This window comes from Dechloromonas sp. ZY10, from assembly GCF_041378895.1.
Lineage (GTDB): Bacteria > Pseudomonadota > Gammaproteobacteria > Burkholderiales > Rhodocyclaceae > Azonexus > Azonexus aquae.
Map to the genome: position 1 here is coordinate 692662 of NZ_CP144212.1, position 23923 is coordinate 716584.

The window sequence follows — 23923 nt, forward strand, 5'->3', positions numbered from 1 at the left end:
TTTCTCTGCTGGGGAGTGTCATCATGGGTTCCGAACTGACTGAAATCGTGCTCGGCGTCACGGCTGGCAGCTTTTCGCCCTTATTCCTGATCGCCGCCGTCGGCAAGATCGCCCGCACCAAGGCTGTGCAAACCCTGGTTCGGCGGCACTACGGCTGAGCCGGCGCCTGTGGCGTGTGCCGCTACCTGGCGCTCCGTGTTTTGTGCCTGGCGCCGATCCGGCGCGTGGACCGGTTTGCCGCCCGTGTCAGGTGGCAGGAGAGGGCAGCTGGTGGCGGCCCGCGCATGCTTCTTCCGGCCGCGCCTGCCGGTCCTCGCCTTCCTTGGCTGCCGGTGCAGGAGTGGCGAGCTTCAGTCGCGGGGCAGCGGGCGGTTGTGGATCGCCAGCAGCCCGTTTTCACGGTCGACCGGCATCGCGAAGGAAAAACGGTCCACGTCGGCGGCGATTTCAAGGTCGGCTGCCGGCAGGTTGGGCCACTCCGGCCGGCCAAAGCGGATGCCGAAGTCGGAAACCCGCGCCCGTCGGGCAAATTCGCTGGGCGGCGTGACATGGCCGCAGAGCAGCGCCTCGATATAGTCGGCGCAGGCGATGTCTTCCTCGCCGTCGCGGTCCACCCATTCGCCGGTAATCACGAAACAGACTTCGTCGGCGCCGTCGCGGCGGATGGCCTCAGCGGTGGCGCGCGCGCAGACCAGGCTGGTGGCGTAGAGCCGGCGGGCATTGCGAAAGCGCTGCAGGCCGCGCACCCCGGCGGCGGTGGTGAGGACCATGTCGCGCCCGGCCAGTTCGGCGCTCAAGAGCGCCGATGGCGTGTTGCCGAAGTCGAAGCCGGCAATCGGGTCGCCACCGCCGACCGCGCCGACTGATACCGCTTCTGGCAGGCGGGCGCTCAGCGTGATTGCCTCGCTAATGCTCTCGACCGGGTAGATGCAGCGCGCACCGCGCGCCAGTGCGACGGCCGCCGAGGTGAAGGAACGCAGTACGTCGATCACCACCACGGTGTCCCGGGGCGGTGTCTGGTCGAGCAGGCGGTTGAGGAAGAGGCGGGTGAAGCGCATGGCAGGGTGGGCGAAGGCAATGCTCCGAAAAATATACGGCTGTCCTTGTGCTGGCAAGGGCCGCATCTTTCGGGGCAAGTGCATCTGCACCGCTGCCAGCCTTTTGCTGCGCTGCCGCAAATGTTAAAATTGCCGGTTTTCCGGGGCGTCCGCATCGGGCGGTGCGCTGCCTGCTGTTAGCGTTTCAGGGCTCGCGACGGGGGCGCGCGTGCCGCTTGTACTTATTGTTCGCATCGATGTCTGCCACGCTTTCACCTGTCATCCTGCCGCCGGCGCGCGGCCAGTCGCCATTCTTTCTTGCGCTGCGTGCTTTTGCCGCGTTGCTCATTGTCTGGCACCATTTTGCCCAGTATCCGCCGCTGGCGTCCTGGGCCGCCCCCTGGCTGGGCGAGGTGCTTGGCTTTTTCGAGCGGCACGCGCGTGGAACGCAAGTGTTTTTTGTCATCGGCGGCTATGCCGCAGCGTTGACCATGGCGCAGCGTGACTGGCGCGGCGCCGCTTTCGGCAGCTATCTGCTGGAGCGCTATTGCCGGCTGGGGCTGCCTTATCTGCTGACCTTGTTGCTGGTCCTGCCGGTACTGGTGCTGGCACGGGGCTGGCTGCCCGACGAAGTGCTGGGTGCGCCGCCGACGCTCGCCCAGTTTGCGGCGCATCTGCTGTTCCTGCAGGACATTCTCGGTTACGAGGCGCTTTCCGCCGGGCTGTGGTTCGTCTGCATCAATCTGCAATTCAGTCTGCTTTATGCGCTGGCCCTGACTGTGCGCGATGTGGGCGGAGCGCGCTGGCATTGGCTGGGGCGGCTGGTAGCCTGGGGTCTGGCCTTGATGGGGCTGTTCCATTTCAACCTCGATCCGGCCTGGGATGTCTGGGTGCTGTTTTTCTTCCCTTATTTCTTCCTTGGCATCCTGCTGCACCACGCTTTGCGCGGTGGCCGCAGGGAGCGCTTGGCCTTTGCCTTGTATTTGCTGGTCCTGGTGCTCGCCATCGGCTATGCCTGGCGCTGGCGGCTGGTGATCGCCGCTGTGGTGGCGCTGGCCTTGCTGCTTGCCGAGCGTTCCGGTCTGGCCCGCAACTGGCCGCAGGCAGCCTGGCTGCGGTGCCTTGGGGAATGGTCGTTCAGTCTCTTTTTGCTGCATTTCCCGGTGCTCTTGCTGGTCTCCACCTTGTGGGCGATGGCTGGCTGGTCGTCCCCCATGGCTGCCAGCCTGGGCTTGCTGGTGGCGTTTGCCGCCAGTCTGGGGGCGGCTGCGCTGTTTTACCGCTGGGTCGAATTGCCAGCGGCCGAATTGGCCCGGCGCCTGCGGCGAGGCGGTGGCAGCCGGTGGCGGCTTGCCGCAGCTTCTCCCGGGCGCGGATGAGAGAAGCATCAAACCTCTCAGGCCGGGGCTTGGCGAGGGTCAAGAGGGTGAGCGTCTTGTAGTTTTCGTTTTGCCTGAAAAGCCGCAGGGGGCGCGCGCGCGGGCTGCTAGCATGGTGCGCAGAAAAAAATACCGTCAGCCCGGAGCGCGTCGTGTGGAAAAAACCGGAAAAACCCGTCCCGATCGAAGCTTGCCAACTGGTCCCCGGACTCTATGTCTGGATTGACCTGCCATGGGACGATCATCCCTTTCTCTATAACCGGTTCAAGATTTCCGACGCCAAGCAGATCAAGGAAGTTCAGGCGCTGAAACTGGCCGGGCATTTGTATTATTACCCGGAAAAAAGCTCCGCCGAGCCCGGGCCCCCGCCGGCCCCCGAGGCTATCGCGGCGGCACCGATTACGCCGTCGCAGGCCGAGCTGGAAAACGAACTGCAGCAGGAAATGGCGCGGCAGTCGCGCGAAAAGCACGAGCGCCAGCAGCGTCTGCGCGATGCGGCTGCGCGCGCCGACCGGGCTTGGGAACAGGCAGCGCGGGTGACGCGCGAGGCGATGCTGGGAATGGGGCGGGCGCCGAAGCAGGCGGGGGCGCAATTGCGTGACCTGTCGCAGCAGACCGCGAGCCAGATTGCCCAGGGCAATGAAGTCCTGCTCCACCTGCTTGGCGACAAGGATGGAACCGGGCCGCAGTTTCATGCCCTCAACGTGATGACGCTGGCCATGCTGCTCGGCAAAAGCGTCGGCCTGACCGAGCCGCAGCTGGCCGAGGTCGCGCTCGGGGCGCTGGCGCACGATGTTGGCAAGGTCAAGATTCCGGCGCATATCTTGACCGCGAAGAACCGTGCCAGGCACGAGGAGGCTTTCTATCGCGACCACGGCATCTACGGCGTCGAGCTGGCCAAGATGTCGGATGCCTTCGGGCCGATTGCGCTGTCGGTGATCGCCGACCACCACGAATACCTCGATGGTTCCGGCTGGCCGAGCGGCAAGAAGAATGCGGGGCCGGCGGCGCGCATCGTCGCGGTGGTCGATGCCTACGACCGCCTTTGCTCGCCCGAATGCCCGCAAAGCGAGGCGCTGATGCCGGCCGAGGCCTTGGCGCGGATGTTCCGCAGCGACGCGGCGAAGTTCGATCAGCGCCTGCTCAGCCTGCTGATCAAGCTGCTCGGCGTCTACCCGCCGGGGACGCTGGTGCGGCTCAACGATGAATCCCTGGGACTGGTGGTTTCGCCCGGGCGCGACAGCTTGCGCCCGACGGTGCTGATCTACAGCCCGGAAATCGACAAACGCGATGCTCCCACGGTCGACCTCGGTTTGAGCCCGGATTTGAAAATCGAGGAGGCGCTGCGCCCGTCCAGCCTGCCGCCCGACGTGGTCGCCTGGATGAATCCGCGTCAGCGGCTGTCCTACTTCTACTCGACCGACAAGAGCCAGTAAGCGCCGGCGCTTCAGTCCCGGCCCTGAGCCCGGCCGCTGGCCAGCGCCAGCAACAGGCAGATGGCGGCGAGCGCCAGCGCCGGCAGATTGCCGTAGCGGACGTAGGGCGTCAGCCCTTGCTGCGGCTGCACTTCGCCTTGTAGCGCGGCGGTGGTGAAGGGCGGTAGTTGCGCTGCGACTTCGCCGCGCGGGGTGATGATCGCGGTCATCCCGGTATTGGTCGCCCGTAGCATCGGGCGGCTGCTTTCCAGCGCGCGCATCCGCGCGATCTGCAAGTGCTGCGGCTGCGCCAGCGAGTCGCCGAACCAGGCGGTGTTCGACAGGTTGGCGAGGATTCCGGCAGTTGGCACGGCGGCGATGATTTCCTCGCCAAAGGCGTCTTCGTAGCAGATGTTCAGCGCCACCTGCGTGCCGGCGACTTGCAGCGGCGCCTGCCGCGCGTCGCCGCGTCCGAAGGCCGACATCGGGATGTTGGCCTGGGCCATGAACCAGGCAAAGCCGGCAGGAATGAACTCGCCGAAGGGCACCAGGTGCTGCTTGCTGTAAATCTGCGTCGGCGAACTGCCGAAGCTGATCGCGCTGTTGCGGTAGTCGCTGCGGTCGCCGCTGATGCTGCCGACGATCAGGTCGCCTTGCTGGCGGCGGGCGAGTTGGCCGAACTGTTCGAGATATTCGGGTGGAACGTGGTCGATGAAGGCGGGAATTGCCGTTTCCGGCAGCAGCGTCAGCTGCGCCGGGTGGTCGGCAGTGAGTCGCGTATACAGGTTCAGGGTTTCGGCAAAGCGTTCGGGGCGGAACTTCATTTCCTGTGCGACATTGCCTTGCAGCAGCGCCACGCTGAGCGGTGGGCCGGCGGCTTCGCTCCATTCGATCTGGCGCAGCCCGGCGCCGCCGGCGAGCAGGAGCGCGAGCAGCAGCGGGCCGCGCCGTTGCGTCAGCAGCGCGGCGCAGAGCGCCACCAGCAGTGACAGGCCGTAGACGCCGAGCAAGGGGGCATAGCCGGCGAGCGGGCTGGGTGGGGTCTGGCTGTAGCCCAGGGCGAGCCAGGGAAAACCGGTGAAAATCCAGCCGCGCAGCCAGTCGACCGTGGTCAGCAGGCCGGCGAAGAGCAGGGCCTGTCGCCAGACAGCGGCCGGCAGCCAACGCCGGAACAGGTAGGCTGCCAGCGCTGGGTAGAGCGCCAGGAAGAGGCAGAAGAGCAGCGCCGCCAGGCCCGCCAGCCAGGCTGGCATGCCGCCGAAGACCGAGAGGCTGACATAGACCCAGGAAACCCCGGCGAGGAACAGCCCGCAGCCGAAGGCCCAGCCGCAGAATGCAGCCTGGCGGGTGCTCGGGGCGCTGCGCAGGAGCAGGAACAGCGCAGCCAGGGTCAGCGGCGGCAGCCAGAACCAGGCCACAGGAGCGAAGCCGGCCACCGTCAGCGCGCCGGCGGCCAGCGCCAGCAGGTGGCGGCCGGCGGCGGGCAGGGCGCTGGCCGACTGGTACCCGGCAGGCCTTGAGGCGGGGAGTGGCTTCACTGCGCGGGCGGGGTCAGGTGTCTTCGCTGCGGGCGCTGCGAGTTTCGTGCGGCGGATTGACCAGCAGCGTGTATAGCCGGCGGCTGTCTGCACGCAGGACCTGAAAGCGCAGGCCGCCAATGTCGACCACTTCGTTGCGCTTGGGCAGGCGGCCGAGGTGGCGCAGCACCAGGCCGCCAACGGTGTCGAATTCCTCGTCGGAAAACTGGGTGTGGAAGGCGGCGTTGAAATCCTCGATTTCGGTCCGTGCCTTGACCCGGTAGCGCCCGGTTGAATCGAGGCGGATGTTGTCGTGCGCCTCGTCGAAGTCGTATTCGTCCTCGATGTCGCCGACGATCTGTTCGAGCACGTCTTCGATGGTGACCAGACCGGCGACGCCGCCGTATTCGTTGACCACGATCGCCATGTGGTTGCGCGAGGCGCGGAATTCGCGCAGCAGCACGTTGAGGCGCTTGGATTCGGGGATGAACACCGCCGGGCGCAGCCAGTCGCGGAGGTCGAAGTCCTTTTCGGTCTGCAGGCGGAGCAGGTCCTTGGCGAGCAGGATGCCGAGAATCTTGTCGCGGTCGCCGTCAATCACCGGGAAGCGCGAGTGCGCGGCTTCGATCACGGTGGGGACGATTTCATCGAGCGGGTCGTCGACGTCGATTACGTCCATCTGGGCTCGCGGAATCATTACGTCAGTGACGCGGGTGTCGGCGGCGGCGAGGGCGCCTTCGATGATGGTCAGCGCATCGGCGTCCATCAGGTTGCGCTCGTAGGCCGAGTGCAGGATGTCGAGAAGCTGTTCGCGATCTTCGGGTTCGCGCAGCAGCAGGGAGGTCAGGCGTTCGATGAATCCGGGTTTACTGTCGCTGTCCATGAGAGGGGCAGAAAATGAAAGGTCGGGTGCGGGGCTCAGGCATCCTGCTTTTCGCCGGCATAGGGATCGGGGTAGCCGAGGGCGGCAAGGATGCGGGTTTCTTCCGCTTCCATTTCCTCCGCTTCGGCGTCTTCCTCATGGTCCCAGCCCTGCAAATGCAGCATACCATGCACCGTCAGATGCGCGTAATGCGCCTCCAGCGGCTTGTTTTGCTCCGTGGCTTCGCGGGCGACGACGCTCGGGCAGATGACCAGGTCACCCATGATCACCGGCTCGTACTCGTAGGGAAAGGAGAGCACGTTGGTCGCGTAATCCTTGCCCCGGTACTCGCGGTTGAGCTCCTGGCCTTCTTCGGCGTCGACCAGGCGGATCGTCACCTGGCCGCCACCCTCCAGCGCCGCGCGCGCCCAGCGCACGAAATCGGCCCGCAAGGGTAAGCCTTCGCGGTTACAGGCATATTGCACGGACAGGTTAAGCCGGCTGCTGGCGTTTTTCATAGGCGTCGACGATGCGGGCGACCAGCGGGTGGCGCACCACATCTTCCTTCTTGAATTGGGTAAAGGCGATGCCACGTACCTCGGAAAGCACTTCGATGGCTTCCTTGAGGCCGCTCTTCTGGCCGCGCGGCAGGTCGATCTGGGTGATGTCGCCGGTGACCACGGCCTTGGCGCCGATGCCGATCCGGGTCAGGAACATCTTCATCTGCTCGGGCGTGGTGTTCTGCGCTTCATCGAGGATGATGAAGGCGTGGTTGAGCGTGCGGCCGCGCATGAAGGCCAGCGGTGCGATCTCGATCGCGCGCTTTTCGTAGAGCTTGGCGACGCGGTCGGCGCCCATCAGGTCGTAGAGCGCGTCGTAGAGCGGGCGGAGATACGGATCGATCTTCTGCGTCAGGTCGCCGGGCAGGAAGCCGAGGCGTTCGCCGGCTTCGACCGCCGGCCGGGTCAGGATGATGCGCTGGACCAGGTCGCGCTCGAAGGCATCGACGGCGCTGGCCACCGCCAGGTAGGTCTTGCCGGTACCGGCCGGGCCGATGCCGAAGGTGATGTCGTGTTCCTGGATGTGCTTGAGATACTCGACCTGGCGCGGCGTGCGCCCGTGCAGCTCGGCCTTGCGGGTGACCAGTTGCGGCCCGTCGGCGGCGCTGCCCGGGGTCGAAATCCGGCGTACCGGGGCGTTCAGTACTTCGATGATGCCAAGTTGAATCTGGTCAACGTCGAGCGGGTTTTGCGCCATGGCGTAGAAGTGGCGCAGCGCATCCACGGTCAACTGGGCTTTTTCGCCCAAAACCGAAAAGCGTTCGTTGCGGCGGCGGATGACCACGTCAAAGCCGGTTTCGATCTGGCGGATGTTTTCGTCGAGCGGCCCGCACAAATTGGCGAGCAGCACGTTGTCGACCGGGGCGAGGGCGATCTCGACCGGTCGCTGCTTGGGCGCCGGCTTAGTCTTCGCGGATGACAATTTCGCCTCGCAGGCTGTGCGGCAGGGCCGACGTGATGCGGACATCGACGAAGGTGTTGATCAGGCGTGCGCTGTTGGCAGACCCGCCGACAAAATTGACCACCCGGTTGTTGTCGGTGCGGCCAGCGAGTTCTTTGGCATCCTTCTTCGACAGTCCTTCGACCAGCACCCGCTGGATGCTGCCGACCATCGCCTGGCTGATCACCTGCGCCTGCTCTTCGATCCGCTTTTGCAAGCGGGTCAAACGCGCCGACTTGACCTCGGGCGGGGTGCTGTCCTCGAGTTCCAGCGCCGGCGTGCCGGGGCGCGGGCTGTAAATGAAGGAGAACGAGGTATCAAAGCCGACCTCGTCGATCAGCTTCATCGTCTTTTCGAAGTCCTCGTCCGTCTCGCCGGGGAAGCCGACGATGAAGTCGGAGGAGAGTGAAATGTCAGGCCGCGCCGCGCGCAGCTTGCGAATGATCGACTTGTATTCGAGCGCGGTGTAGCCGCGTTTCATCGCTGCCAGCACGCGGTCGGAGCCGGCCTGCACCGGCAGGTGCAGATGCGAGACCAGCTTCGGCACCTTGGCGTAGGTGTCGAACAGGCGCTGCGTCATCTCGCGCGGGTGCGAGGTGGTGTAGCGGATGCGCTCGATGCCGGGGACTTCGGCGATATATTCGATCAGCATCGCCAGGTCAGCCTTTTCGTCGGTGCCTTCCATGTCGCCGCGATAGGCGTTCACGTTCTGGCCAAGCAGGGTGACCTCCTTGACGCCGTTGGCCGCCAGGTCGGCAACTTCGGTCAGCACGTCGGTGAACGGCCGTGAGACTTCGCCGCCACGGGTGTAAGGCACGATGCAGAAGGTGCAGAACTTGGAGCAGCCTTCCATGATCGAGACAAAGGCCGAGGCGCCCTTGACCTCGGACGGTGGCATCGCGTCGAATTTCTCGATTTCGGGGAAGGAGACATCAACCGCCGCCTTGCCCTTTTCCTTGCGCTCGGCGATCAGTTGCGGCAGGCGGTGCAGCGTCTGCGGCCCGAACACCACGTCAACATAGGGTGCCCGCGAGACGATGGCATCCCCCTCCTGGCTGGCAACGCAACCGCCGACACCGATCACCAGATTCGGATTCAGCTGCTTCAGGTGCTTGACCCGGCCGAGATCGTGGAACACCTTTTCCTGCGCCTTTTCGCGCACCGAGCAGGTGTTGAACAGGATGATGTCGGCCTCTTCCGGGTTATCGGTCTTGACGACGCCTTCAGCGGCGTTGAGCACGTCGGCCATCTTGTCCGAGTCGTACTCGTTCATCTGGCACCCGAAAGTGCGGATGAATAGTTTCTTGGGCATGGGGATACTTCGCGAAAAACGGTTTGCGATCAAAGCTGCAGACTGAGGCAAGCGGCGATCAAAGAAAGTTCGCGATTATACTCCAGCAAAAAAGGGGTTGACCGTGGAAAACCTGCTGTCTATAATTCGCGCCCTCAACACCGCGTGGTGATGTAGCTCAGACGGTTAGAGCGATGGATTCATAACCCATAGGTCGGCAGTTCGATTCTGCCCATCACCACCAGAGTTTCAAGCGAAAGCCCAGCCCTCACCGGCTGGGCTTTTTGCTTTCTGGTCCGGGGTGGCGGATCTTTGCGGGCACAATGGCTGCTGTTTCAGGGGGCGATGCAATGAAAATCTGGGTGGATGCTGATGCTTGTCCGGTGGCGGTCAAGGAAATTTTGTATCGCGCGGCGAATCGGGCCGAGGTGTTGATGACGCTGGTGGCGAATCAGTTGCTGCGGGTGCCGCCATCGCCCTGGATCAAGGTGTTGCAGGTGCCCAGCGGTTTTGATGTTGCCGATCAGCGGATCGTTGCGGAGGTCAGTGCCGGCGATCTGGTGGTCACGGCCGATATTCCGCTGGCGGCACTGGTGGTGGCCAAGGGGGCGGAGGTGATTGAGCCGCGCGGTGATTTGCTGGATCGGCGGAATATCCAGGAGCGTCTGAGCATGCGGAACTTCATGGAGGGCTTGCGTAGCAGCGGGGTCGAAACCGGTGGGCAGGCTGCATTCTCGTCGGCAGACAGGCAGGCATTTGCCAACCAGTTGGACCGCTTTCTGGCTCGGCGACGCTGAATCGTCGTGGGCGGGATGGCGCGGAGGAAAACTGCAATGCGAGTTGGGTGAGCGGCAAAAACGGCGCATAATCCCGCGTTTCACCTTTTTGGCGGTGTGGTCATGACGGTCGAACTATCCGAGGCGGCGATCAGCCAGATGCTCAGCGGCTTCAGCATTCCGGCGCGGCCCGCGTTGCTGCTGGAAATGGACAAGGAGTTGAAGCGTCCCGAACCCAGCCTGAAGGTGCTCGGTGATCTGATTGCACGCGATGTCGGGGTTTCGGCGGCAGTCCTGAAGACGCTTAATTCACCGCTTTTCGGCTTACGCCAGAAGGTGGGCAATGTCGGCCAGGCGGCGATGCTGCTGGGGGCCAATAATCTCAAGAATATTGTCACCGGCGTGATGCTGCGGCAGACGGCGCAAGGCAACGCCAGCCTGGAGCGGTTTTGGGATAGTGCGGAGAAGGTGGCATCGATCAATGCCTATCTCTGCTCGGTGCTGCCGCGTACGCCGCGTGACGAAGCTTATACTTTCGGATTGTTCCGCGATTGCGGCATTCCGATCATGATGCGCCGCTTCCCCGATTACAAGGAAACGCTGATCAAGGCGGCGGCCTACGATGGTCCGATGACCGATGTCGAGGACCAGCGGCATGGCACCAGCCATGCCACAGTCGGTTATCTGGTGGCCCGCTCATGGGGGCTGTCGGAAACCATCGGTCAGTCGATTCTCTGGCATCACCGGCCCAGCGTGCTGGAAAACGAGGGCGATGTTCCGCCGATGGCGAGAACCCTGGTGGCCATGAACATTCTGGCTGAACATTTGCACGATACGGTTTTCCGCCTGCGCGATGATCCGCGCTGGCGGCGGATTGGCGAGCGGATTCTTGATTACCTCGGTTTGCACCAGGACGATTACCTTGAAATCCGCGATGAGGTTCAGGGGCGGGCCTGATTCAAGGTCGGCGGCTTTGCCAGGCGGCCAGGTCGGTGTGGCGGATGCGGGTGGTGTGCCGGTTGAGGTTGCCCGGCAACTGCTGGCCCTCCCACTGCTCGGTGGCCCAGCGTTGGATATTGGCTGCCAACTCGCCATGTTCGATCGCGCGGGCGAGCAGGATTTCGGCGTCCTCGGTCGAAATCAGTCCGGTGGCGATCCGTTCGGCGGCTGCGTGCAGGCTAAGGCTGTCGGTCTCGGTCATTTTTTCCTCTCCTTGGCGGTGCGGCAATGGTTGCAAGATATGCCGACCCGGTGGCAAATGCCAGTTGACCGAGAGGGGGCAGGGGCAAGTTATCCTTGCCCGATTCTTTTGCTGGAGCAGCGTTTGTGAGCGACGGTATTCATCGCGATTTGGCCCGCAATACGCTGGCCATCCTCTGTGTGCTCGGACTGATCGGCCTGACTTTGTGGATTCTGCGCCCCTTCCTTGCTGCAGCAGTGTGGGCTGCGACGTTGGTGGTGGCCACCTGGCCGCTGCTGTTGGGGCTGGAGCGGCGCCTGGGCGGCAGGCGCCCGGCTGCCGTGGCAATCATGACCTTGGGGTTGTTGCTGCTCTTGATCCTGCCGCTGTGGTTGGCGGTCGACGCGGTTTTTGACCATTCGGGGGAGTTGACCGTGTTGGCTCGCGAATGGAGTGCCCGATTTGGCGCCACCGGTCTGCCCGCGTTGCCTGACTGGCTGGTCGGTTTGCCCTGGGGCGGTGAGCGCCTGGCCCACTGGTGGAACGAAGTGCGCGCCGACGGCGGCCTGGGATTGGCGGAAAAACTGGCGCCGCATCTGCTCGCTGCCGGGCGCTGGCTGCTCGCCGGAGCCGGCGGCCTCGGCGGTCTGGCATTGCACGCGTTGCTGGTGGTTGCCCTGGCGGCGGCGATGTATGCCTTCGGTGAGGCGGCTGCGCGGTTAGTCGGGCGAATCGGTCGTCGCCTTGGCGGAGCCCGTGGCGAGGCGGCGGTGGTGCTGGCCGCGCAGGCGGTGCGCGGCGTGGCGCTCGGCGTCGGCGTGACTGCCCTGGTCCAGACGTTGCTGGGCGGGCTAGGCTTGGCTCTGGCCGGTATTCCTTTTGCCGGTTTGCTCAGCGCGGTGATGCTGGTGCTCTGTATCGCCCAGGTCGGCCCGGCGCTGGTGCTGTTACCGGCCGTTGGCTGGCTCTACTGGCTGGGCGATGGTGCCTGGGCCAGCGGTCTGCTGTTATGGAGCGTCGGGGTGGTGACTCTGGATAATTTTCTGCGTCCGGCACTGATCCGGCTGGGGGCGGATTTGCCGCTGTTGCTGATTTTCGCCGGGGTGCTTGGCGGCATGCTGGCCTTCGGGCTGATCGGCCTGTTCGTCGGGCCGGTAGTACTGGCTGTAACCTGGACCTTGTTGCTGGCCTGGCTCGACGATGCTGAGCCGGCCGTATAATCGTCGCCCTTGTTCCGTCATCTTTTGTTTTTTGCCATGTCCATTCCGCTTCTGCGTCGTCTTCTGCTCCTCGGCTTGCCGTGTCTACTGATTGCCTGCGGTGAGGCGGAGGACACCCGCCCCGGCCAGCCGGTCAAGCAGCGGCAACAGGCATTCAAAGCGATGCTGCGGGCTTTTGAACCGATGGGAACGATGTTGCGCGACAAGCGTTACAACGCCGAGGCTTTTGCCAAGGGGGCCAAGGAGCTGGCGGCACTGCGCGATGCACCGTGGCCGCACTTCGGGCCAGAAACCCAGTATCCGCCAAGCAAGTCGAAGAACGCAGTGTGGGACAAGCCGGCCGAGTTTGCGCAGGCGCGCGAGGCTTTCGTCGTCGCCGTCGATGGACTGTCTGCTGCCGTGAGTGGGGCGCAGCAGCCGGTCATCGAAGTCGCCTATCAGAAGGTTTACGAGACCTGCCAGGGCTGCCACAAGCAATTTCGCGAACGCTGAGGCTGCGCCTGCGGGCTAATCCGGGCAATCCCCGTCAATTCCCCGCTGCGGCCGGCAGTCGGGCTATCTGCCACGTGCGGCAGTCGCCCGGTTTTCCCTGTTTTCGCCGGTCGACCGTGAACATGGCCGGGAGGCACTTCCGTCAGTGCAGCTTGCCGGGAATTGCGAGGACGAATTCGGGGATGGCGACTTCGAAGCGTTCGCCATCGTCGCCCAGCATCTGGTAGCTGCCGCGCATCGTTCCGAGCGGCGTTTCGAAGCTGCTGCCGCTGGTGTATTGGTAGCTTTCACCGGGTTCCAGACGCGGCTGTTCGCCAACAACGCCAAGACCGCGCACTTCCTGCACCTGCTGGTTGCCGTCGGTGATGATCCAGTGCCGGGAAATCAGCGTCGCTGCGCGCTGGCCCCGGTTGTGCAGGGTGATGGTGTAGGCAAAAACGTAGCGGCCGGCGTCCGGATCGGACTGTTCGGCGAGATAGTGAGGGACGGGCAGGACGTCGATCTGGTATGGCGGGTGGTCGGACATGGGATAATGGAGCCTGATTTCAGTTTTATTTGAGGACTGCTATGTCTGTACGTGATTTCGTCATCGCCCCGAGCATTCTTTCCGCCAATTTCGCCAAACTCGGCGAAGAAGTGGCCAATGTCATCGCTGCGGGCGCTGACTGGATTCACTTTGACGTGATGGACAACCATTATGTTCCCAACCTGACCATCGGCCCGCTGGTCTGCGAGGCAATTCGCCCGTGCACCACGGCACCGATCGATGTGCATCTGATGGTCAAGCCGGTTGACCGGATCATTCCCGACTTCATCAAGGCCGGTGCCAACATCATTACTTTTCATCCGGAAGCCTCCGAGCATATTGACCGCAGCCTGTCGCTGATCCGCGATGGCGGGGCGCAGGCTGGTCTGGTCTTCAATCCGGCCACTCCGCTTGACTACATGGACTATGTGCTCGACAAGCTTGATGTGGTGTTGCTGATGAGCGTTAATCCGGGCTTTGGCGGCCAGAAGTTCATCCCCGGAACGCTGGCCAAGGCCAGGCAGGCGCGCGCCAAGCTCGATGCCTACGAGCGCGAGAGCGGCCGCCGGATCCGACTGGAGATCGACGGTGGGGTCAACGTCGGCAATATCGCCGAGATCGCTCGTGCCGGGGTCGATGCCTTTGTGGCCGGCTCAGCAGTGTACGGCGCCGGCCGGGATGCCGATCCGCACCGCTACGACACGATTATCGGTGCCCTGCGCGGCGAACTGGCCAAGGTCTGAGCTCGACTTCTGGCATATTTATATTGACTTAATACTTTTGGCATCCTAGCATCCACGTTTTGCGCCCAGTCACAGGCGGGCGCACATCGTGAAGGGCAAACCCGTCCGAAAGGCGGGGACGCAAAATTACCTGTCTAACTGGCCGTTGCGCCACATGATCGAGGAATTGCCAAGGATGACCGAAGTTCCGGGCGGCGCACCCAGCGGGGATGGCCCATGCCGCGCCTGATCCGCAAGGCGGTGGGCGCCGACCTGCCGTTGCAGGAGCCGCTCAGATATGCGCTGTATGACGAAAATCAGCGCCTCCTGCTGAAGCGGGGCTTTGTCATCACCATGCCGGGTTTTGCCGAGCGTCTGTTGTTGCGCGGCTGCTACATCGGTGAGCCAGATCCGCAGGACGAAGCTCGCGAAGAAGAGCAGGCAGCTGCACCGGAGGCGCCCAAGCCGGTGGCCAAGGCACCGGTTTTCCTGCGTGCCAGCGATCTGGTCACGACCATTCGTCGCATCCATCGCCATTTGTCCGAGCCGCCGACCGATCGCGTCGTGCTGGAGACCTTTGTCCGTGACCGGGCCTTGCAATTGATTGCGATGCTTGATGAAGACAGCAGTGCGGTGATTGCTGCGCCGTACTTGACGGTTGATCTGCGCGATCCTCGCCCGAGCCAGCAATTGCTGGGGGCGATTGTCGTAGCCTTGCTTGCCCCGTTATGCGACTTTTCCGAAGCCGAGCGGGTGGCGCTGGTCTGCGCCGCTCTGACCCGCGATGCCGGCTTGTTTGAAATCGACCGCGACTTCGGTGCCTCGAAAACCCTACCCGATGAAGTGCGTCAGAAGTTGCGTGAACATCCGAAGCGGTCGGTCGACATGCTGATGCGGCATCGGGTCGCCGACCGGCTGTGGCTGACCTATGTGCTTGAGCACCATGAACGGCCCGACGGCCAGGGTTATCCGCTGGCACGCAAGGAGGGGGAGATCCAGGCCGGCTCACTGCTCCTCGCCTTGGCCGACTCCTATGCCGCCATGGTTCTGGCCAATCCGCGGCGTAGCGGTATCTTCCCGGCCAACTCGCTGAAGGAGTTGTTTCTCGAAAAAGGCAGTCGCTATGTCGAGAAACACATTGCAATGCTGGTCAAGACCTTCGGCCGGTTTCCCCCGGGCACCCTGGTATCACTGGCCAGTGGCGAGATCGGCGTGGTCAAGGCGCCGGCACCGGCCAGCGGCAGTCCGGTGGCACATGTCGTTTATGATCGCAGCGGGATGCCGCGCAGCGCTCCGGTTCCGCGTGATACGGCACAGAAGGAATTTGCGGTGGTCGGCTGTGTCAGCCCGGAAAAATGTCAGTCAGCCTCGCTGGTGATCCGCCGCTTGTGGCAGTAGCGAGTCTTTTTCAATCCTTTAAGCGATCCTTTCATCACGGCGAACCCGATCATGAGACAAAACCTGCCCGTCAATGCGAACGAATATGCCGTTCCTGCAGGCGTTTCGATTGTTTCAAAAACCGATCTGAACGGCATCATCACTTATGCCAACGACGCTTTTGTCGAAATCAGCGGTTTTGCCCGTCATGAACTGGTCGGTCAGCCGCACAATCTGGTACGCCATCCGGACATGCCGGAGCAGGCTTTCGCGCATCTCTGGGCCACCTTGAAGAAAGGCAGTCCGTGGAAAGGGATTGTCAAGAATCGGCGCAAGGATGGCAGCTTTTACTGGGTCAAGGCCGTTGTGGTGCCGATTCGCAAGGGGGATGCGACGGTTGGCTACATGTCGGTGCGCGAGGCTGCGACACGGAGCGAAATCAGTGCCGCCGAGGCACGCTATGCGCGAATGCGGGTGAGTGGCAGCCCGCTTAAGGAAAATCCCCTGCAGCGGCTGCTGACGATCAAAACGGGCTTTACCCTCGGCGTCCTGTTCGTGATCGGGCTGATGCTGGCCGGGGGGCTGCTCGGGATTACCGGGCTGCAGGACTCCAGTGCTGTTGCTGCGGGGCTTTATCATCAACGGATCGGTCCGATGACTCAGGCCAATCGCCTCGATTCGGCGGTGCATGAATTGCGCGGCGGGCTGGCGGCCTACTACATGCTCAACGCCCATGGCGAGCCGGAAGCGGAAGTCGAGCCGGTGCAGCGCCAGGCATTTCTTGCCCGTTTGCTGGCCGCCGAGGGCGATGTCGAGAAAATCCTGCTGCAGTTGCAGGCGCTGTCTTTGCCGGCCGAAGCCGGGGGGCAGCTTGCGGCGGTGGGCGAGCGCTACGGTGAACTGCGGGCAAAAATCCTCCTGCCTTTGCGTCAGGCGATCGAACAGGGTCACCCGGTGCCGCCGCTGCAGACTCAGGTGCCGCTCTATCTGCCTTACTTCAAGGCCTTGCATGCGGCTTTGGGCGGATTTCAGCAAGCCCTTGACGTTCAGGCCGCGAGTGAGTGGCAGGCTTTGCAGGCACACAATGACCTGATCCGCCAGATCGCGCTGTTCGGTATCGCGGTTGGGATTCTGGTGGTGGTGGTGGTTGGCCGTTTCTTCCTGCGCGACATCGTACAACCCCTGGAAAGCGCCATCGAAGGCTTTGACCGGATTGCCCAGGGCGATCTGACCGGCGAGGTCGAGGTCTTTGGCAAAGGGGAAACCGGGCACCTGATTCGGGCCAGTGCGGTGATGCAGATGCATCTGAAGGTGATTACCGACGAAATCTCGACTTACGGCCGCAATATTCACGATCACTGCATGCGCCTGAATGGGGCCTTGTTTGAAATCAGCGATCACTCCGAGATCCAGCATGACCAGTTGAGCGAGGCGCGGAATTTCCTGTCGCTCGATTTCGCCGCCGATCTCAAAAGCGGAATCGCCAACCTGCAACAGCAGCTGGTCTTGTTGCGTGTGACGGCGGGGGATCTGCCGGAACTCGATGCGGTGCAGGAGGAGCTTGATAAAATCGTCAATCTGAGCCACTTGCAGACTTTTGCGCTGGAGGATTTTGTCGGCAAGATCGACCAGATTCTCGATCTGGTGGTCGAGAACCGCCAGGATACGCAGGAGGCTTACGCGATGTCGGAGCACCTGCAAGCGGCTGCGCATCAAATGAACGAACTGGTCAGCTATTTCACCACCCGCAAGGAGGCCGGAGGGAAATAGCCGGCCGCTTTTCCGGCGGGAGCCCCTCATGCAGTTTCAGTCCGTTACTTTCGATCTTGACGGTACCTTGCTTGACACCATCGCCGATCTGGCAGAGGCCTGCCGGCGGATGTTGCAGGAAGTTGCGGCACCGCCGCGCTCGCCAGAGGAAATCCACCGCTTCGTCGGCAAGGGCATGGCGGTGCTGGTCGAGCGTTGCCTGACCTGGGAGACCTCGCCCGCGCCCGAGTACTTGGCAGCGGGGATTGAGGCATTCAAAAAACATTACGCCACGGTCAACGGTGCCCAGGCGCAAATTTACCCCGGCGTGCGCGAAGGCCTCGACTTGTGGCAGGCGCATGGCCTCAAGCTCGGCGTCGTGACCAACAAGCCGGCACAATTCACCGAGCCGTTGCTGCAGCGGAGCGGATTGGCCGGGTATTTTTCGGTGGTCGTTTCCGGTGATAGCACGGCCGAGAAGAAGCCCCACCCTGAGCCAATCCTGCACGCCTGTCGTTTGCTCGGGGTTGCGCCGCAGCGCAACCTGCACATCGGCGATTCGCTCAACGATGTGCTGGCTGCGCGGGCTGCCGGTTCGCTGGCGTATTGCGTGCCCTATGGTTACAACGAAGGGCGGCCCGTGGACAGTGCCGATTGCGATGCGCTAGTATCCGATCTTGTCGCTGCCTATCGGCAAGCGCTTTCCTCTTCTGCCCGCAAGTAACAATGACTTTTTCGCTGCTCTGGAACGATTGGCACGGTTGGCGTCGCTGGCGCCCGTAAATTCATGCCCCCGGCGCCGGCAGGCGCCCGCGCAGCAGTCTGCTGCCCCTGTTCCTGAAGTTGTTCAAGCAAGTCATTTTCGAGGCTCATCATGACCGAAACCGAATTCAACGCACTCGCGGCGCAAGGCTACAACCGCATCCCGGTTACGCTGGAAACCTTTGCCGATCTCGACACGCCGCTGTCTATCTATCTCAAGCTGACCACCGGGCCAAATGCCGGGCAATATACCTATCTGCTCGAATCGGTTCAGGGGGGCGAGCGCTTCGGGCGCTATTCGATCATCGGCCTGGCTGCCTCCACCCGGATTGTGGTCAATGGCCACCAGGTCATGGTTCTGACTGGCAACCGGATTGCCGAGCGGGAGGACGATACCAATCCGCTGGAGTTCATCGGCAAGTTCATGAGTCGTTTCCGCGCGCCGCCGAGCGCCGGCTTGCCGCGTTTCCTCGGCGGTCTGGTCGGCTGTTTCGGCTACGACACCGTGCGCTATGTCGAAACCCGGCTGACCCGCACCCAGCACCCGGACGAAATCGGCGCGCCCGACATTCACCTGCTGTTGTCCGAGGAAATCGCCGTCGTCGATAACCTCTCAGGCAAGCTGACGCTGATCGTTTACGCCGAGCCCGGTTATCCCGGTGCCTACCAGAAGGCGCGTGCCCGGCTCAAGGAACTGCTGGCCAAGCTGCGTCAGCCAGCCAACATTCCCGTCGAGCAGCCCTCGCATTCCGAGCCGGCGGTTTCGGTCTTTGGCGAGGCCCAGTTCAAGCGGGCGGTGCTCAAGGCCAAGGAATACATCACCGAAGGTGACATCATGCAGGTGGTGTTGTCGCAGCGGATGACCAAGCCTTTCCACGCCAGCCCGCTGGCACTGTACCGGACCTTGCGCAGCCTCAATCCCTCGCCCTACATGTTCTATTTCGATTTCGAGGACTACCACGTGGTCGGTGCTTCGCCCGAAATTCTGGTCCGCCTGGAGGGCGACCGGGTAACGGTGCGGCCGATTGCCGGTACTCGCAAGCGCGGGGCGTCGATCGAGGAGGATCAGGCATTGGCCGACGACCTGCTCGCCGACCAGAAGGAGTTGGCCGAGCATACCCAACTGCTTGACCTTGGGCGTAACGACTGCGGCCGGGTGGCGACGGTCGGTTCGGTCAAAGTGACTGAAAACATGAGCATCGAACGTTATTCGCATGTGATGCATATCGTGTCCAATGTGGAGGGGCGTTTGCAGCCGGGGCTGGATGCGCTCGATGTGCTCAAGGCCACCTTCCCGGCCGGAACCGTGTCCGGTGCGCCGAAGGTGCGGGCGATGGAAATCATCGACGAACTGGAACCGGTCAAGCGCGGTATCTATGCCGGTGCGGTCGGCTACGTCGGTTTCCATGGCGACATGGATCTGGCAATTGCGATCCGCACTGCCGTGGTCAAGGACGGACAACTGCATGTCCAGGCCGGGGCCGGCATCGTAGCCGACTCCAATCCTGAATCCGAATGGCAGGAAACCCAGAACAAGGCCCGCGCCGTGCTGCGTGCGGCCGAACTTGCCGAACAGGGGCTGGATACCCGTTTCGATTGAGGAAGGGCAACGGATGGCATTTCCCGATGCCATCCGTCCGTATCGCCGTTGCCCCTGGGGGGCGGATGAGCCATCGGTTGGCGGTGGTCTGTTTGGCTTATTTGTGTAAAACGTTTTACGCATAAAATGCGTGTTTTTCAGCATCAGTGCGGAAACGGGAAGAGCATGCAGGCAGCGGTCGATCAGGGATGGTTTGCGCATGAGGACAGGTTGAGCGCGCTCGACAGCAGTCGCCCTTTTGCCGACAACCTGCGGCACATGCACACCTTGCTGCGTGAGTCACTGCCCTTCGTCGAGCGGATCGCCGTGGCGGTCTATGACCCGGGCGTCGATCTGCTCAAGACCTTTGCCAGTTCGGACGTGCATCAGACCGATCTGGTGCTCTACCAGGCCCGGCTGAGCGAAAGCCGAACGCTGCAGGAAATCGTCGCCCGGCGGCGGCCACGGGTGGTCAACGACCTGGAGTTGCTGGGCGGCGAAAAACGCCATGCCCGGACCATTCGCGGCGGTTTTGCTGCCAGCTACACGCTGCCGGTGTTTCGTGCCGAAAGCCTGCTTGGCTTTATCTTCTTCAATTCGACGCAGAAGCACTGCTTTGACGAAAAAAGCCTGCACCATCTCGATCTGGTGGGGCATCTGCTGGCCTTGACCCTGAGCGAGCACCTGTCGACCAGCCGGACCCTGGTGGCCAGCGTGCGCAGCGCCTCGACCCTGGCCAGCCACCGCGATTTCGAGACCGGGGCGCATCTTGAGCGAATGGCGCATTATGCCCGCCTGATTGCGCGCAAGGTGGCGCCGATCTATGGCCTGGACGATGCCACGGTCGAACACATTTTCCTATTCTCGCCCTTGCACGACATCGGCAAGATCAGCATTCCCGACCGGATTTTGCAGAAGCCGGCCGCGCTTGACCCCGAAGAGCGTGCCGAAATGCAGCGCCACCCCGAACTGGGCGCCGGAATGATCGACACCCTGATCGGTCATTTCGGGCTATCGGACCTGCCGCATGCCGACCTGCTGCGCAATATCGCGCTCTATCATCATGAGCAGGTCAATGGTCAAGGCTATCCGGCCGGGCTGGTCGGCGAGGCGATCCCGGTCGAGGCACGGATCGCTGCGGTCGCCGACATCTTCGATGCCCTGACCAGCAGCCGGCCCTACAAGCGGGCCTGGAGCAATGACGAGGCCTTTGCCTTGTTGCAGAAACTCGCCGGCGACCAACTCGATGCGCATTGCGTCGACGCCCTGGTCGAGCAACGCAGCGAGGTCGAAAAAATCCAGAAGCTGTTCAGCGAGGATCCGCTGGGCTGAGCGGCGGTAGCCAGCGGCAGCGGCGGAAAATCCATTCGGTCAGCCACAGGCTGAAATAGGTCGCAAACCAGCCGAACAGGCAGTCGGATAAAAAGTGGCCGCCGGGGCTCATCCGCACCAGCGCCATGTAGCCGGCAAAGGTGATGCTGACGAGCAGCCAGCGGCGGCGCACGGCCGGCGCGCCGAGCCAGCCGAAGGCCATGACGAAGGCGGCGGTGGCGACATGGCCGCTGACGAAGGAGCAATTCTGCTGGCACTGGTCGGCTGGAATGAACGCCGGAGTAAAGCGCAACTGGCCGCCGAATTGCTCGATATTGACTGGCCGGGTGCGGCCCGAATGTTCCTTGAGCGTTGCATCGACCAGCAATACCGGGCCGAGCAGGGCGCCGGCGAGGAGAAAGGCAAAGTGGGCGCGACGTCTCCGCAGGCTGGCAAAGCGTGGCAGCAGACCGAGCAGCAGCAATAGCGCCAAGCCCAGCAGCAGGCCCTGGCCAAGGCGTGGCAGGCCGCGGTAGGGGATCGCCAGAATCAGGTCGTCGCGGCCGAACAGCCAGCGTCCGTCGCCCTGGTAGAACAGGCTGCTGGTCCAGAGGTCTAGCTGCGGAAAGGCGACGAAGAGAAGTGCCAGCAGCGTCGCCACGGCGAGCGCCCGGCGCAGTTCAGTAGCCCTTGAAGTCGCTGAGCAGCCAGACATGCAGGTCTCGCGTGGTGTGGGCGTCGAGCGGCGCGCGCAGCGTCGCCAGTTTTTGTTGCCCGGTGACATAAGGCAGGAATTGCTCGCCCGGTTCGTTTTCACTGATCAGCAGCAGGTCACGGCCGCGATAGGGGCGCAGGTCGGTACTTAGTTTGTAATGATCGCTGGCCTCGCCTTTGGGGTTCCAGCTGGCAGCCAGCGGTTTTTGGGCGCGCAGTTCGTAGAGCATGTGCGCAAGCAAGGTCCGGTTGTCGGCGACCAGCACCGCTTGCGGATGCGCCGTAACCAGCGGCTGCAACTGGCGACCGAGTTCGTCCCAGCCTTGCGCTCGGGTGAAGGGGCTGGATTTTGCCGGGTTTGGGGCGTGGACCGTGGAAAGCACGAGCGGCCAGTGGTAAACCAGCCCGACCAGCGCCAGGTTGAGGCTCAGTGCGATGACCAGCAGCCGTTGCCGTTCGCGTGCCAGCAGCCAGGCGACGATGGCAACCAGGGCCGGAGCGAACGCCGGTGCAGCCCAGTTGGCGTTGGCGGTACTTTTCATTGCCTGCAGCGAAACCACCGCCCATAACGGGAGCGCGAACCATAGCAGCAGCCGGCTGCGCTCGTCTTGCCAGGTCTTTTTCGCCTGCGCCAGCAGAATGAAAAAGACCGAGCCGAAAATCGGACCGAAGGACAGCCATTGCGCGGCCCAGAACTCGGCCAGCGATTTGAGGCCGCCGGCCGCCTGGCGCTTGAGGGTGATGTCGGCGGTGTGCTTGAGGGTGGGGAAATCGTGGATGACGTTCCACCACAGATTGGGCGCCAGCAGCAGGATTGCAAGCAATGCGGCCAGCCACGGACCGGCCGTTTTCAGCCGGGCCCGGTGGAAACAGAGCAGGTGCAGGAAGGCAGCGCCGAGGAAGGCGGCCATCGTGTACTTCGAGAGCAGGCCGAAGCCGCCGATCAGGCCGAGCAGCAACCAGTCGGTCGGGGCGTTGCGGTCAAGCGCACGCAGGTAGGCCCACAGCCCGAGCGTCCAGAACAGCGTCAGCAGCGCATCGGTTGAGACGAACAGGCCGAGCCAGGAAAACATCGGCAGGGTCAGCACCGCTAGTGCCGACCAGGCGGCGACGCGGGCATCGTAGAGGCGGCGGGCAATCGCCCAGCAGGCGGAGGCAGCCAGCGGATAGCAAAGCATGGCCAACGCCTTGACGCCGAGAATGCCGTCGCCGAACAGTGCCGTCGAGGCGGCGATCAGCGCGGCGATCCCGGGGGGCTTGGAGAAATAGCCCCAGTCGAGCGCCTGCGCCCAGGTCCAGTACTGCGCTTCGTCGACGTAAAGGGTGATCCCGAGTTGCGGGATCACGGCCAGGCGCCAGGCCAGCAGCAGAAACGCTGCCAGCAGCAAGGCGCTGGCGGTGGGAAAGGATTTTTCCCCGTTTTTACGGTCGACCGTGAAAATCACTCGTTTTTCAGCCAGCCGGCGTCGTCGGCGAGCGGTGCTTCCGGGCGGGCGGTGTAAGAACGCACGGCGCCCGATTCGAAGTAAGTGCGGGCCAGCAGTTCGGCGAGCACGCCGGTGGTGATGAAATGCAGGCCAGCGATCAGGCCGCCGATCCCGACGATCAGCAGCGGCCGGCCGCCGATCGATTCGCCGAGGCCGAACTTGACCCAGGCCAGCCAGGTCAGGATCAGCCCGGACAGGCCGGTCAGGCCGAGGCCGATGCCGCCGAAGAAGTGGCCGGGGCGGGCGCGGAAGCGCATGAAGAAATACACCGCGATCAGGTCGAGGATGACGCGGAAGGTGCGCGAAATGCCGTACTTGGAGACACCGGCGGTACGCGCATGGTGCGTCGTCGGCTCTTCGGCGATGCGGCGCGGGGTGGTTACCGTCGCCATCCAGGCCGGGATGAAGCGGTGCATTTCGCCGTACAGGCGCACCCGCTTGATCACGTCGGCACGGTAGGCCTTGAGGCTGCAGCCGTAGTCGCGCAGCTTGACGCCAGTGAGATGGGCAATCAGCTTGTTGGCAATCTTCGACGGAATCTTGCGCAGGAACAGGCCGTCCTGGCGATTCTTGCGCCAGCCGGCAACCAGATCGAGGTTTTCGTTGAGTAGCCGGGCAACCATGCGCGGGATGTCGATCGGATCGTTCTGCAGGTCGCCGTCCATGGTCACGATCACGTCGCCGCGCGCCGCGTCCACGCCGGCTTGCATCGCTGCGGTCTGCTTGTAATTGCGCGTCAGTTCGACGATCCGCACGTGCGCGCCGTATTCGCCGGCGGCGGCCAGGCCGCGCTCAACGGTGGCGTCGCTGCTGCCGTCGTCGACCAGGACCAGTTCCCAGGGGTGGGCATAGGCGGCCAGCGCTTCGTGCACGCGCTTGACCAGCGGGAGCACGTTGTCTTCCTCGTTATAGACGGGGACCACCACGGACAGGCGGTGGGCGGGCATGGCAGGACAAGCGGGGAGTGCGGTCATGGTCGGCAGGGGGCGTGAGGCCGGAGAAGCAAAGCGCGGATTTTACCGTGAAT

At 63.3% G+C, this 23923-nt stretch carries 24 protein-coding genes, 1 tRNA gene and 1 riboswitch; of the genes, 14 read left to right on the forward strand and 11 right to left on the reverse strand.

Going from position 1 to position 23923, the window contains the following annotated elements; genetic code table 11:
* The first annotated feature begins 23 nt into the window (after positions 1-23).
* A complete protein-coding gene (locus VX159_RS03180; RefSeq protein WP_371324546.1) occupies positions 24-158 on the forward strand; it encodes a hypothetical protein in 135 nt (44 codons plus the stop codon).
* 192 nt (positions 159-350) lie between these two features.
* Here the strand turns inward: VX159_RS03180 and VX159_RS03185 are convergent, their stop codons facing one another.
* Entirely contained in the window at positions 351-1058 is a 708-nt protein-coding gene (locus tag VX159_RS03185; protein WP_371324547.1) for a 2-phosphosulfolactate phosphatase, read from the reverse strand.
* A gap of 236 nt (positions 1059-1294) precedes the next feature.
* On the opposite strand from VX159_RS03185, the gene VX159_RS03190 reads away from it, so the two are divergent.
* Together VX159_RS03190 and VX159_RS03195 are read left to right on the forward strand one after the other, a co-directional pair.
* A complete protein-coding gene (locus VX159_RS03190) occupies positions 1295-2416 on the forward strand; it encodes an acyltransferase family protein (protein WP_371324548.1) in 1122 nt (373 codons plus the stop codon).
* A gap of 152 nt (positions 2417-2568) precedes the next feature.
* Complete coding sequence (locus VX159_RS03195) at positions 2569-3852, forward strand: HD-GYP domain-containing protein (RefSeq protein WP_371324549.1); 1284 nt, start codon at positions 2569-2571, stop codon at positions 3850-3852.
* Between the two features lie 11 nt (positions 3853-3863).
* On the opposite strand, the gene lnt is transcribed toward VX159_RS03195, so the two are convergent.
* The 5 genes from lnt to miaB are packed head-to-tail and all read right to left on the reverse strand — an operon-like array spanning position 3864 to position 9022.
* Positions 3864-5369: an apolipoprotein N-acyltransferase gene (lnt, locus tag VX159_RS03200; protein WP_371324550.1), complete on the reverse strand. Its 1506-nt coding sequence runs from the start codon at positions 5367-5369 to the stop codon at positions 3864-3866.
* Positions 5370-5382: 13 nt separating this feature from the next.
* Entirely contained in the window at positions 5383-6231 is an 849-nt protein-coding gene (locus VX159_RS03205) for an HlyC/CorC family transporter (protein ID WP_371324551.1), read from the reverse strand.
* 35 nt (positions 6232-6266) lie between these two features.
* The gene (gene ybeY, locus VX159_RS03210) at positions 6267-6728 is read right to left on the reverse strand and encodes an rRNA maturation RNase YbeY (protein WP_371324552.1); all 462 of its coding nucleotides are present in this window, start codon (positions 6726-6728) and stop codon (positions 6267-6269) included.
* Positions 6703-7692 (reverse strand): PhoH family protein, encoded by a 990-nt coding sequence (locus VX159_RS03215; protein WP_371324553.1) that lies wholly within the window; start codon positions 7690-7692, stop codon positions 6703-6705. Before VX159_RS03215 ends, ybeY begins: the two co-directional genes overlap by 26 nt.
* On the reverse strand, positions 7673-9022 hold the full coding sequence (gene miaB, locus VX159_RS03220) for a tRNA (N6-isopentenyl adenosine(37)-C2)-methylthiotransferase MiaB (protein WP_371324554.1): 1350 nt from the start codon (positions 9020-9022) through the stop codon (positions 7673-7675). The genes VX159_RS03215 and miaB overlap by 20 nt, the downstream gene beginning before the upstream one ends.
* Before the next feature lie 146 nt (positions 9023-9168).
* Here miaB and VX159_RS03225 point away from each other — a divergent pair.
* The 3 genes from VX159_RS03225 to VX159_RS03235 all read left to right on the forward strand — a co-directional run bounded on the left by VX159_RS03225 (position 9169) and on the right by VX159_RS03235 (position 10734).
* Positions 9169-9245 (forward strand) — tRNA-Met (locus VX159_RS03225).
* A 106-nt stretch (positions 9246-9351) separates the two neighbouring features.
* Positions 9352-9798: a YaiI/YqxD family protein gene (locus VX159_RS03230; protein ID WP_371324555.1), complete on the forward strand. Its 447-nt coding sequence runs from the start codon at positions 9352-9354 to the stop codon at positions 9796-9798.
* Between the two features lie 102 nt (positions 9799-9900).
* On the forward strand, positions 9901-10734 hold the full coding sequence (locus tag VX159_RS03235) for an HDOD domain-containing protein (RefSeq protein ID WP_371324556.1): 834 nt from the start codon (positions 9901-9903) through the stop codon (positions 10732-10734).
* 1 nt (position 10735) lies between these two features.
* On the opposite strand, the gene VX159_RS03240 is transcribed toward VX159_RS03235, so the two are convergent.
* Positions 10736-10978, reverse strand: coding sequence for a hypothetical protein (locus VX159_RS03240; RefSeq protein WP_371324557.1), 243 nt, complete (start codon positions 10976-10978; stop codon positions 10736-10738).
* 125 nt (positions 10979-11103) lie between these two features.
* On the opposite strand from VX159_RS03240, the gene ydiK reads away from it, so the two are divergent.
* Together ydiK and VX159_RS03250 are read left to right on the forward strand one after the other, a co-directional pair.
* Positions 11104-12177, forward strand: a complete 1074-nt coding sequence (gene ydiK, locus VX159_RS03245) for an AI-2E family transporter YdiK (protein ID WP_371324558.1) — start codon at positions 11104-11106, stop codon at positions 12175-12177.
* Positions 12178-12213: 36 nt separating this feature from the next.
* A complete protein-coding gene (locus tag VX159_RS03250) occupies positions 12214-12669 on the forward strand; it encodes a cytochrome c (RefSeq protein WP_371324559.1) in 456 nt (151 codons plus the stop codon).
* Positions 12670-12811: 142 nt separating this feature from the next.
* Here the strand turns inward: VX159_RS03250 and apaG are convergent, their stop codons facing one another.
* Complete coding sequence (gene apaG / locus VX159_RS03255; protein ID WP_371324560.1) at positions 12812-13195, reverse strand: Co2+/Mg2+ efflux protein ApaG; 384 nt, start codon at positions 13193-13195, stop codon at positions 12812-12814.
* A gap of 41 nt (positions 13196-13236) precedes the next feature.
* Here apaG and rpe point away from each other — a divergent pair, with 41 nt between their 5' ends.
* The 6 genes from rpe to VX159_RS03285 all read left to right on the forward strand — a co-directional run bounded on the left by rpe (position 13237) and on the right by VX159_RS03285 (position 20716).
* Positions 13237-13938 carry a ribulose-phosphate 3-epimerase gene (gene rpe, locus VX159_RS03260; protein WP_371324561.1) on the forward strand — a complete coding sequence of 234 codons (702 nt, stop codon included), beginning with the start codon at positions 13237-13239 and terminating at the stop codon, positions 13936-13938.
* Between the two features lie 84 nt (positions 13939-14022).
* Positions 14023-14112: riboswitch (cyclic di-GMP riboswitch) on the forward strand.
* 42 nt (positions 14113-14154) lie between these two features.
* Positions 14155-15315: an HD-GYP domain-containing protein gene (locus tag VX159_RS03265; RefSeq protein WP_371324562.1), complete on the forward strand. Its 1161-nt coding sequence runs from the start codon at positions 14155-14157 to the stop codon at positions 15313-15315.
* 51 nt (positions 15316-15366) lie between these two features.
* Entirely contained in the window at positions 15367-17064 is a 1698-nt protein-coding gene (locus VX159_RS03270; protein ID WP_371324563.1) for a PAS domain-containing protein, read from the forward strand.
* A gap of 28 nt (positions 17065-17092) precedes the next feature.
* Positions 17093-17767, forward strand: a complete 675-nt coding sequence (locus VX159_RS03275; protein WP_371324564.1) for a phosphoglycolate phosphatase — start codon at positions 17093-17095, stop codon at positions 17765-17767.
* Positions 17768-17917: 150 nt separating this feature from the next.
* Positions 17918-19405, forward strand: a complete 1488-nt coding sequence (gene trpE, locus VX159_RS03280) for an anthranilate synthase component I (RefSeq protein ID WP_371324565.1) — start codon at positions 17918-17920, stop codon at positions 19403-19405.
* 165 nt (positions 19406-19570) lie between these two features.
* Positions 19571-20716 (forward strand): HD-GYP domain-containing protein, encoded by a 1146-nt coding sequence (locus VX159_RS03285; RefSeq protein ID WP_371324566.1) that lies wholly within the window; start codon positions 19571-19573, stop codon positions 20714-20716.
* Here the strand turns inward: VX159_RS03285 and VX159_RS03290 are convergent.
* The 3 genes from VX159_RS03290 to VX159_RS03300 are packed head-to-tail and all read right to left on the reverse strand — an operon-like array spanning position 20694 to position 23843.
* Complete coding sequence (locus VX159_RS03290; protein WP_371324567.1) at positions 20694-21410, reverse strand: phosphatase PAP2 family protein; 717 nt, start codon at positions 21408-21410, stop codon at positions 20694-20696. The genes VX159_RS03285 and VX159_RS03290 overlap by 23 nt on opposite strands.
* Complete coding sequence (locus VX159_RS03295) at positions 21376-22854, reverse strand: glycosyltransferase family 39 protein (RefSeq protein ID WP_371324568.1); 1479 nt, start codon at positions 22852-22854, stop codon at positions 21376-21378. The genes VX159_RS03290 and VX159_RS03295 overlap by 35 nt, the downstream gene beginning before the upstream one ends.
* Positions 22851-23843 (reverse strand): glycosyltransferase family 2 protein, encoded by a 993-nt coding sequence (locus tag VX159_RS03300; RefSeq protein ID WP_371324569.1) that lies wholly within the window; start codon positions 23841-23843, stop codon positions 22851-22853. Before VX159_RS03300 ends, VX159_RS03295 begins: the two co-directional genes overlap by 4 nt.
* Positions 23844-23923 lie beyond the last annotated feature (80 nt).